Annotated in this window: 7 protein-coding genes; 1 reads left to right on the forward strand and 6 read right to left on the reverse strand. The window is 55.8% G+C overall.

Features of this window, described 5'->3' with window-relative positions:
- Positions 1-40 precede the first annotated feature (40 nt).
- From ACI38B_RS05305 to ACI38B_RS05325, 5 genes are all read right to left on the reverse strand, one after another.
- A complete protein-coding gene (locus ACI38B_RS05305) occupies positions 41-1,363 on the reverse strand; it encodes an MATE family efflux transporter (protein WP_439729844.1) in 1,323 nt (440 codons plus the stop codon).
- Positions 1,364-1,600: 237 nt separating this feature from the next.
- Entirely contained in the window at positions 1,601-4,111 is a 2,511-nt protein-coding gene (locus ACI38B_RS05310; RefSeq protein ID WP_439729845.1) for a TIM-barrel domain-containing protein, read from the reverse strand.
- 85 nt (positions 4,112-4,196) lie between these two features.
- Positions 4,197-5,018, reverse strand: a complete 822-nt coding sequence (locus ACI38B_RS05315; RefSeq protein ID WP_439729838.1) for a carbohydrate ABC transporter permease — start codon at positions 5,016-5,018, stop codon at positions 4,197-4,199.
- The gene (locus ACI38B_RS05320; RefSeq protein WP_439729839.1) at positions 5,015-5,902 is read right to left on the reverse strand and encodes a carbohydrate ABC transporter permease; all 888 of its coding nucleotides are present in this window, start codon (positions 5,900-5,902) and stop codon (positions 5,015-5,017) included. The genes ACI38B_RS05315 and ACI38B_RS05320 overlap by 4 nt, the downstream gene beginning before the upstream one ends.
- A 154-nt stretch (positions 5,903-6,056) precedes the next feature.
- Positions 6,057-7,439: an extracellular solute-binding protein gene (locus tag ACI38B_RS05325; protein ID WP_439729840.1), complete on the reverse strand. Its 1,383-nt coding sequence runs from the start codon at positions 7,437-7,439 to the stop codon at positions 6,057-6,059.
- Between the two features lie 290 nt (positions 7,440-7,729).
- Between ACI38B_RS05325 and ACI38B_RS05330 the strand changes: the two genes are divergently transcribed.
- On the forward strand, positions 7,730-8,746 hold the full coding sequence (locus ACI38B_RS05330; protein WP_439729841.1) for a LacI family DNA-binding transcriptional regulator: 1,017 nt from the start codon (positions 7,730-7,732) through the stop codon (positions 8,744-8,746).
- A gap of 471 nt (positions 8,747-9,217) precedes the next feature.
- On the opposite strand, the gene ACI38B_RS05335 is transcribed toward ACI38B_RS05330, so the two are convergent.
- Positions 9,218-9,862: a 5' nucleotidase, NT5C type gene (locus ACI38B_RS05335; RefSeq protein ID WP_439729842.1), complete on the reverse strand. Its 645-nt coding sequence runs from the start codon at positions 9,860-9,862 to the stop codon at positions 9,218-9,220.
- Between the last annotated feature and the right edge of the window lie 365 nt (positions 9,863-10,227).

Here is a 10,227-nt window from a genome sequence, read left to right on the forward strand (position 1 = left end):
GCGCGATAACACCGTGCAGCGAATAATACAGCGCCGTGGATCACACCGTGCTGCGCGGTTTGCCCAGCGAACGCAGAATATGCACCTGCAACGGCACGGTCACGACGAAGGAAATGATGTCCGAAACCGATTGCGCCGCCTGAACGCCCGGTACACCGAAGCAATGTGCGAGAATGAGTGCAGCCGGAGCCAGGAACAATCCAAGCCGGCAAACCGCCACGAAGGACGCGATCACCGTCTTGCCCATGGTCTGCTGCATCATATTGGACATCATCGCGAACCCGTTGAGTGGCACCGTGCAGCATTGCATCCACAACGCCACCGTGCCGACGGCGATCACTTGCGGGTCGGACCGGAACAATCCGATGATATCGGGGGCAAGTACCGCGACGACGACCGCAATAATCACCAGGGCAACTGTGGACAGCCGCACGCAGAACCAGTACCCCTCCTTGACGCGTCGGTACAGTCCGGCGCCGTAATTGTACCCACACACCGGCTGAAAACCTTGCCCCAGGCCGACAATGATCGAGTTGATGGCAAGCATGACGCGCATGACAATCGCCATTGCGGCGATGACCGCGTCGCCGAAGGGGTTGGCCGCCAAGTTCACGCATGTGGTCGCCAGCGAGCCCGCGCCTTGCCGCAACAGCGATGGCATGCCACCACCGATGATTTCACGCACCAACAGCATGTCCGGCTTGCCCTTGCGCAGATCGAGTCTGACGACACCGCGACGGACGGCGAACGTGACCAGAAGGATGAAACTGATGGTCTGGCATACCGCGGTGGCGATGCCAGCACCGGCGATGCCGAGCCCAGCAACGAAAATCAGCAGGGGCGCGACAAGGAAATTCAGCAATGCACCGCTGACCAGGCCAATCATGCCGTACAGGGACAGTCCTTGGTACCGCAGCAGGCCGTTGAGCGCGAACGATCCGCATACCATGGGCGCTGCGATGAGAATCGGCGTGAGATAGGCGATGGCGTACGGCGAGATGGTCGGGGTCGAGCCGAGCACCACCACCAGATGCGGCAATGTGGCCAAACCGAGAATCGCCAATGCGAGTCCGCCAAGGACAGCTCCGCAGAAACCGACCGACAACAGACGCGCGGCACGCTCGTTGTTTCGTTTTCCCAGTTCCCGGCTCATCGAATTGCCGGAGCCATTGCCGAAGAAGAAACCGAAGGCTTGAAATACGGTCATCACCGAATAGGCGATGCCGATCGCGCCGGACTGGGATGTGCCCAGACGCCCGATGAAATATGTATCCGCGAGATTATAGGCGGTGGTGACCAGGTTCGAGATGACCGCGGGAAGGCACAATGCAAGAATGAGACCGCGTACCGGGGCGCCAGTCATACGCCGGTATTGTGCGTCAGCGGTTGCACGGCGCGGGGTTGTGGCGGCTGCGGATGCCGGCGCGGTATCAGATACCGCAGCCGGCACCGGCAACTTGCCTTGTCCGCGCTTATGACTCGATGAATTCCCTGTCACTCGATTCATCCTAACCGCGGGTGCCGCCGGAGGGCGAACGGTGTGCGCATGTCCGGTTTCACAGTCGCTGTGTCAATCCGGACCGCGCCAACCTCGGACGGCTCAGTCGCGTAGGAGAATCTCTGTCAACGCGCCAATCACCGCGTCAGGCATTCCGTTCGCCGCGAATAATCCATCCCCGAAGCCGGGTGCCGTTTTGAAGGTGCGCAAAGCGCCAATCGCACGCACGCCTTGCTCATATATCGCCCGCATCGCATGTTCTTTGGAACCATACGGCATTTGCGCGTGCATGAGCACATTGAGCGCATCGTGTTCAACCGGATTGCCCGCGATATGCAAGCCTCCCCTGATTGCGACGTTCAAACCCGCGGAAGACGGCACCTGACGTACGGTAACCGACAGGCTCAGCGTACGCGCATCATAAGAGGTTTCCACACCGTCGCAGGGGGTGTCGTCGATATCGACGCCGATATCGACGGGATTGACGTCAGCGACACCGCGGAACACCATCGTCCAGTCGCGCTGTGACGGGACTGCGTCGGTCTTGCCTTCAACCGGGGCGACCGTGAACAGCGAGCTGCCGCCACCGTCAGCGTCCGTACGGCCGGCATCCCTCCAATTGAAGGACATGCGGGTAGTTGCGGTGTGGATGTCTGCTTCGCCGATTTGCGCGGATTGCGCAGACGGCACGAAGACCCCATCATCCTCAATCATCGCGAAGCGGCCATTCGCGCCGGGGAACACCAGTACTCGCAGGGATTGCGGATTGTCCAGATCGTTGACGGCATCGCCATCGCCGAGCTCCTGCAACGGCACGATGCCTCCCGCCTGGGCAAACACAGGAATGCGATCGATGGCGCGCCATACTTCCAACCGTCGCCCGGACGGATTGGAGGAACCGTAGCGGCGGCCATCGAAGAAGTCATACCATTCGCCCTGCGGCAACCATGCTTCGGTGCGACCAAGTCGGGCGGAATCGTCATCATCCGAGACGATCGGCGCCACCAACAACTGTGTACCGAAACGGAATTCATCCGGGACTTCATATGCCTGCGGATTATTCGGGTCTGCCCAATACATCGGTTCGACGAGCGGCATACCTTCGAACGCCGCCCGGTAGTTCATGGTGTACAGGTATGGCAGCATCATGTGACGCAACCGCAGAGCCTCCACCATGGCATGCCGGACATCAGCGGAGAAATTCCAAGGCTCTTTGCCCATGAACTGCGAGTTGCTGGAATGCAGACGATTGATTGGGCTGAAAGCGCCGAGCTGGTACCAGCGCGCTTCCAAGTGCTCGTCCCGGTATCCGCACATATGCCCGCCGATATCGTGGCTCCACCATCCGTAACCGATATTCGATGCGGTCGCGGTGAAATACGGCTGGAATTGCAATGATTTCCAAGTCACGACGGTATCCCCGGAGAATCCGACCGGGTACCGGTGCGACCCCGGACCCGCATAACGCGAGAAAGTCAGCGGCCAACCATGGTCACGGCCCGAATCTAGATAGTGCAAGTGGTTCAGCACCCACAACGGGTCAAGCCCAGGCTGACGGGTCACACCGCCCTGCTGCCAGTCGAGCCACCAGAAATCAACGCCTTCGGCTTCCAGCCGATGATGCATGTCAAGGTACGCGCTCACGAAATCCGGATTTGTCAGGTCGAATTCCACTGCCTCTTCGGTCGTGGGATCAATGCCGACCCGCTTGGCCACTTGCCGGTAATCATCTTCAAACGCACGCACACCATCTCGAGGATGCACATTCAGCGTGACTTTGAGTCCTCGCCGGTGCAGATTATGCAGCAACGCCTTGTGGTCGGGGAACAGTTGTCTGTTCCACGAATATCCGGTCCAGCCCGAGCCGTATTTCGGATCGATGTCGTCAACACGATGCCAGTCCATATCAATCACCGATGTGGTGAACGGGATACCTTCGCGCTTGAAGCGGTCCATGAGCTCGAGATACTCGTCCTGGGTATACCGGTAATACCGGCTCCACCAGTTGCCGAGCGCAAAACGCGGCAGCAGCGGCGTCGGCCCGGCGAGCCGGTAGAAGTCCCGCACCGCCTCGCTGTAGCGTCGGCCATAGCCGAAGAAGTACAGGTCGGTTTCTTGGTGGTCTCGAGGCATGATCCAAGCACCGAGAGGGTTCGGCTTGCCGTTCACCTCATCCGTCAGCACAATCACATTCGCCGCGGAATCGTCGATCACCGCCCAGCCGTCCCGCGAGATCACCCCGTCTCCCAGCGCGATCTCGCCATCGGCCTCGTCAAGCGTACGCGCGGTGCCCTTGAGATTATGCTTCGGTTCGTCCCCGTAGTGCCAGGTGTTGAACTGGGTGTCCGCCATACCTTTGACAACCACGCTCAGCCCTTCTTTGCTGAACGGTTTGCCGTCATACGTGATGTACAGGGCCGGGGTGTCAATGATAAGCAATCCGTTGCGATGCGTCACCGTGAACCGCGGTTGAGTGCCGAAATCACGGCTGACGACCATCTGCGTGGGATTGTCCTCGAATTCACCGGAATCGGACCATTCGAAACGAATCAGCGATTCGGTCAGGATCCCGATACGCCAATGGTCTCCCTGCACAATCGACGACGCGCGCATTGTCGGATGCGTGGAACGCACGTATGCCACGAATACGTTGTCCTGATGACCGACGTTGACTGGTGTTTCTGCCATGTTGTCCCCTTCACTTACCGCTGCCTGTCGCAATGCCGGCGATGAACTGCTTCTGGAAAATCATATATACGATGATGACCGGGACAATCGCCAATGACGTTGCGGCGAACAGCCCGCCATAATCCGTGCCGTACTGACCGTTGAACGCTTTCAGACCGACGGCGAGCAGCTGCTTGCGCTCGTCGGTAATCATCAGGAACGGCCACAGATAATCTTCCCAATTCCACAGGAATGTGAAAATCGCGAGCGCAGCGATGGTGTTATGGCTCATCGGCAAAATGATGCTGTGGAAAATCCTCAGGTCCGACGCGCCATCCAATTTCGCGGCCTCGATCAATTCGTCGGAAATGCCGGAAATGGATTGGCGGAACAGGAAAATGCCGAAAGCGCTGATCATGCCGGGCAGTACCAGCGATGTGTAAGTATCCTGCAATCCCCACTTCGTGAACATCTCATATTGAGGGATGATGGTCACTGCCCAAGGAATCATCATCGTGCTCATGACGATGCCGAACAACAGATTGCGTCCGCGGAACCGCATTTTTGAAAACACGTATCCGAGCACCGCGCTGGTGTAGATGGCGATTGCGGTTTTCAGCACTGCCACCACCAGCGAATTGGCGAACAACCGCATGAAATTGAATTTTTCCTGAATGCTCACGTAATTGTCGATCGTGGACGGTCGGGGGAATAATCCGCCGGTCACTTTGACAATCTCACTGTTCGGAGCGAACGATGAGATGAACATCCAAATGAACGGAACAATGGTGATTATTGCGGCGACGAACAGCAAAGCTGTAAGAATGATGCCGCCGATTTTACGGGCTTTCATGCCAATCCCTCCGAATCTCCTGAGACCTTGAACATGATCAAGGTGAGCGCACCAGTGAACAGGAACAGAATGACCGCCTGCGCCGATGCAATGCCAAAGTTGTATTTCTGGAACGCCTGGTCAAAAATGAGATAGCTGATGGTGTAGGTGGACGTGCCCGGCCCGCCTTCGGTCATCACAAGGATCTGTACGTATGCCTGCAAATAGCTGATCAGCGACGTGATCACGATGAACAGCGTGGTCGATTTCAGCAGCGGCAACGTGATTCTGAAGAATGTCTGCACCGAGTTGGCGCCGTCAATGGCAGCCGCCTCATACACGTCCCGCGGAAGATTCATCAGGCCAGCCAAGTACAGCACCGTCGCGTATCCGAAATCCTTCCAGATGGTCATGATGATGATCGCCGGCATGGCCCACTTGGTATCGTGCAACCAGTTGATGTCGAGTCCGGTGATCTTGTCGACCATGCCGAACTGCGGGTCGAACATCCACATCCACACGAAGGACACCGCCACAAGCGGTGTAACGGTCGGCATGTAGAAGAGTCCGCGGAGCGTGTCCTTGCATTTGACGAGTTTGGCGCTCAGCAGCAGAGCCAGGCCGAGGCCGAGCACGATGCGGAAGAATGTGGAGACGCCAGCGAATACCGCGGTATTCCACATGGAACGCCAGAAGAGCCCGTCGGTCAGAATCTGCGTGAAATTATCAAGCCCCACCCAATCGTATGTTCCGACCAGGGGGTTCCAGTTATGCAGACTCCCCGCGAACGCTTTGACAATCGGATATGCCAGGAATACCGCAAAGTAGACTACGAGGAATGTTACCGCCATATTCCGTAAGGTGAATATTCTCGATAGTATCGATTCACCGTTGTTCTTGTTCATAGAAGCTCGCCTCTCTCCACTCAGGAGATGTGAATTGTTCGAAGCCGGTTCAGACCAGATCGAACGCGCGTATTAAGGAGGTGCGGCCGCAGCGCAGAGGAGAACCACGCTGCGGCCGCCGGATGGGGGTTGGGAAGAGAAAGAACCCAAGCTGTCACTTGTGTTCGTCAAAGAAAGCGTATTTGCTTTCCAGCGACACGAAATCAGAATTCTTCATATCTGCATCCATCTGGTTTTGCGCCTCTTTGAGCGCTTTATCGATGGACATGCCGTTTTGGAAGACGTTCTGGAAGGCAATCGTTCCGCTGGATTCAACCGTGGACGGCGCCGGGCCGGGCCAAATCAGCCGCTTGACACGTGGCTGGATGGCAGCCATGACCGGCTTTGCAAGGATTTCTTTGTCGTCCTGCAACGCGACCTTCGCCGGGAAGGAATTCAGTTCGGCGACCGCTTCGCGGATATAGTCGTCATTGGCGAGCAGGTACTTGATGAAGTCCTGAGCGACCGCCTGCTGCTCCTTGCTCTGGTTCTTGTTGATGCCAGGAGTCGATTCACCGTTATAGCGGTCATATGCGAATGGCGTGCCCTTGGTGAAGGTCGGCGTGGCGAACACCCCGTAGTCGATGTCGGGATACTTCTCCTTCATGGTGCCTTCCATATGGCCCCACGCATAGATCATCGCGGTTTGTCCGTTGCCGAAGCTTTGCGTGTAATCGTTGCCGAAGTCGACAGACCCGACCTTGTACTTGTCATACAGGTTCTTGAGGAACTGCATGTTCTCCTTGGTCACAGCATTGTCGTAATTGGCCTTCTTGCCGTCCTTGGTGAACAGCAGTTCACCTTTCTGATAGTTCAAGCCTTGATAGATTGCACTGTACGCATCGCCGTTGAAGTTAAAACCGGCTTGGGTGATCTTGCCGCCGTCGGTCTTTGTCAGCTTCTGGGCGATAGGGATGAACTCATCCCACGTGGTCGGGATATCGGCGTCGGTGAGACCGGCCTCCTTCCACATGGTCTTGTTGTAGTAGATGTTGCCGGTGTTGATCACCGAATCGATGTACTTGACTTTGCCGTTGTTGTCCTCATGTACCGCAGCTGTGGAATAGTCGGATTCCAGTGCTTTCGTGTCGATGTCATAATCTGCGGCGTATGGCCTGATCAACGCGTCGTAGGAATTGTGGATATTAAACAAGGCCGGGCCGTTCTTGCCTTTGAGCGCGAGCGGCAGCTTGGTCCAGTAATCGTCCCAGGAAACATTCACTGTTTTGATAGTGACGTTCGGATAGGTTTTCGTGTACGAGTCGATCATTTTGAAGACCGGGTCGGTGCCTTTGCTGCCCCAGCTCCAGTATTCAATCTGGATGGGTTTTCCGCCGTTGACGAGGTGGTTCGGGTCATAGGTGATGGCATCGCCCATGACCTTGAGGCCCTTATCCGCCTTGGTGTCCGTAGTTCCCGAAGCGGTGCCGCCGCATGCCGCCAAACCGGCGATACATACGGCAGCCACTGCCGCAACAATGCTTTTCCTGACGTTCATGTCACTCCTCACGTCGTTGTAATGGTTGAGTCTGTCTACGTCTTCGTGGACTTGTCATTGTCCCGCCGACAAGCAATAGCATACGATAAGGGTTTCATATTGGCAATACGCTGTTTTCAGTGATGTAACCGTTCTCATTTGAAAACCGTTTCATTGCAAGGCGTGAGCGCATTTTACCTGCAATAACAACGGCGTGTCGAATTGTAACCCGTTTCATTTCTTGTGTTCTTGACGTTGCCAGGTGAATATCGTGATAGGCTGATGCAAGCAGCAGATTGTTCGGAGGTGTCATGAAGGCAAGCATCGGCGATGTGGCGCTGAAAGCAGGGGTATCAAATGCTACGGTGTCGCGCACTTTCGCGCACCCGGAACAGGTATCGGAAACGACGCGATCGAAAGTGCTTGCGGCTGCCAACGCCTTGAATTTCAGCGTCTCCCGATCAGCCGGCATCCTGAAATCAGGTAGGACATATCGCATAGCCCTGTTGGTCGGCAGCCGAACAATTGAGTGGTTCACCGCCGAAATCATCGCCGGCCTCAACGATGTGCTTCGCGATGCCGGATACGATTTGGTGATCTACCCGATCGAAGGATTGGAAGCTCGCGACGCGTTCTTCGAAAAACTCCCCGTACGCAGCAATGCGGATGCGGTGTTCGTCTCTTCATTCGGCATCAGCCCTGATGAAGTCAAGCGTCTCGGCACCGCAAAAATCCCCATCATCGGCATCAATACCACCAGCGAGGGATTCGATGCGACGGTCGGCATCAATGACAAAGAGGGTATCAAACTGATCGTCCGGCACCTCGTCAAGTTGGGGCATCGTAATCTGCTGTATCTGTACGAGGATTTTTCGTCAACGCTGGGCTTCAGCTCGCATAATCGCATCGTCGGCTTTCAAGAAGCCTGCAATGCCATTGGCGGATTGACCGCCCGCACTCTGGGAGTGCAAGAAGGGGATAATATCCTGGACGTCGCCATTTCTGAGATGATGGCATCGGACAACCCGCCGACTGCATTGTGTTTCCACCAAGATTCGCAAGCAGTTCCTTTGTTCTTCCGACTGCAGCGCAGTGGCCTGTCCATACCTGAAGACATCTCCGTAACGGGGTTCGATGACAGCACGTTCGCAAAAGAGGCGGAGCTCACTACAGTTCGTCAACGCCCATACGATATGGCTGTCAAAGCGGCGCAAAAAGCCCTGGCATTGATTGAAGGACGGCCAGTGCCTGAACCCTTTGAGACCTTCCCCGTCCAGCTGCAAGTGCGTGGGTCCACAGCCAAGCCTCGCACTTCTCTACTGTTGTAAACCCGCCCGACGCAGCGGACGCCCGATCCGCCGTGCATACCAGAGTCGAAGCGGACGCCGCAGTGATACCACCGACGCGATGCCACCGAAGTGGCGCCACCGGCATAGTGATTGACGCTGTAATGCAAAAGCCGTAGTGATACCCGTAGACACTTCAGCGGCTTCGATCATCCGTCTGGATTCCAGTAATCGAGATATTCCAACAAACCATCGTGATATTCATGGTTGCTGCTGGCACAGCGTATACGATGAATACGCCTGACTCGACGGACACAGTACCGCCATCATGCGGGCATACGCCGGTCTCATATGCTGGTCTCATACGCTGATTTCATATGTCACGTGCGATTTCAAGTATAGCTGAATCCACGCTATCTAGAACGACAATGGTCTCAGCTATGTACGCAAGTTAGATGTGTCACAAAGCGAAGTGAGCAGCGGCGGCAGCTCAATAGCAGGTCAAGGATGCCGTTACTCGGGCCACCGATCCATCCATGCCATGAGCTTGGAGACACTGGTCTCATCCCATGCTGACATCCGTGGTCCATCCAAGTCTCTGTTGTATGGCTGATCAAATACGACGACGTGTTCACCGGCTTGCCGTAATGCGAGAATATTTGCCGGGGAGTCATCGATGTGAATGGACGCGTGCATTGTATCTTTCAAACCAGTGAAGCACAATGACATATATGGGATATGGTTGTCGTCAAGCCATTTGGCCGTATCTGAGACGACAATTTGATGCTGTCCGGAAACAAACAAGCGATGGGTAACGACTCTGATGTATACGTGAGCGTCTGCAAGGCGTTGCAAAGCCGCAGGAGCACCCTTGATGGCAGGCATAGTCGCATAGAGGTGATCAGCCTCTGCCTCTCGGTGAGCCTGCTTGTACTCCTCTACCGTGCTAAACGGCCAACCGGTCGCCAATGTCATTTCGTACCTGGCCATATCGGGGAAAGTATCGGGTGCCATGCGACCAGCACGTACAAGCCACTGACGCATGGCTTCGGTGTAATCCGCGCAGACACCGTCGAGATCCAAGTCAAGGACACGATGCACGTCCGTGTCTGTGGAATGGACACCCACATGAGGTGATTCATACTTCGCCGGAACCATAGAACCTCTCCTAAGCTAAGCCGTAACCGGAAGCAAGATATATTTCTCATCATATGAGGGCGACACGCCGGGGAAGAGAATCCGGAATCCCATGATTTAAGAATCTTGATGAAGAATACATTCCGTATGATTGCAAGGATTGAGAACACAGGTTCAACAAACAATCGGGGGTTACCGAAGAATAGACGCCGATGCTGGAAACCCAAAAGAATGCTCAGAGCAGGCATGTTGAGCAACAGAGCTACGCTGTCCGTTTGCGCAATGTGGGCGGCTGTTATTGATTCCTGGCCGTCGCTCGGTTGTGGTGTCCCCGGTTTGTGTTGGTGTGGGTGGGATAAAAAAGGGGGAGGGGACACGCTTGTGGT

Source organism: Bifidobacterium sp. (assembly GCF_051876855.1).
GTDB lineage: Bacteria > Actinomycetota > Actinomycetes > Actinomycetales > Bifidobacteriaceae > Bifidobacterium.

What these genes read in the sequence shown, in the direction of transcription:
- ACI38B_RS05310 (WP_439729845.1), bottom strand. Translation starts at nt 4,111, where the DNA reads ATGCGCGCGTCGTCGATTGTGCAGGGAGACCATTGGCGTATCGGGATC.
- ACI38B_RS05330 (WP_439729841.1), top strand. Translation starts at nt 7,730, where the DNA reads ATGAAGGCAAGCATCGGCGATGTGGCGCTGAAAGCAGGGGTATCAAAT.
- ACI38B_RS05305 (WP_439729844.1), bottom strand. Translation starts at nt 1,363, where the DNA reads ATGACTGGCGCCCCGGTACGCGGTCTCATTCTTGCATTGTGCCTTCCC.
- ACI38B_RS05335 (WP_439729842.1), bottom strand. Translation starts at nt 9,862, where the DNA reads ATGGTTCCGGCGAAGTATGAATCACCTCATGTGGGTGTCCATTCCACA.
- ACI38B_RS05325 (WP_439729840.1), bottom strand. Translation starts at nt 7,439, where the DNA reads ATGAACGTCAGGAAAAGCATTGTTGCGGCAGTGGCTGCCGTATGTATC.
- ACI38B_RS05320 (WP_439729839.1), bottom strand. Translation starts at nt 5,902, where the DNA reads ATGAACAAGAACAACGGTGAATCGATACTATCGAGAATATTCACCTTA.
- ACI38B_RS05315 (WP_439729838.1), bottom strand. Translation starts at nt 5,018, where the DNA reads ATGAAAGCCCGTAAAATCGGCGGCATCATTCTTACAGCTTTGCTGTTC.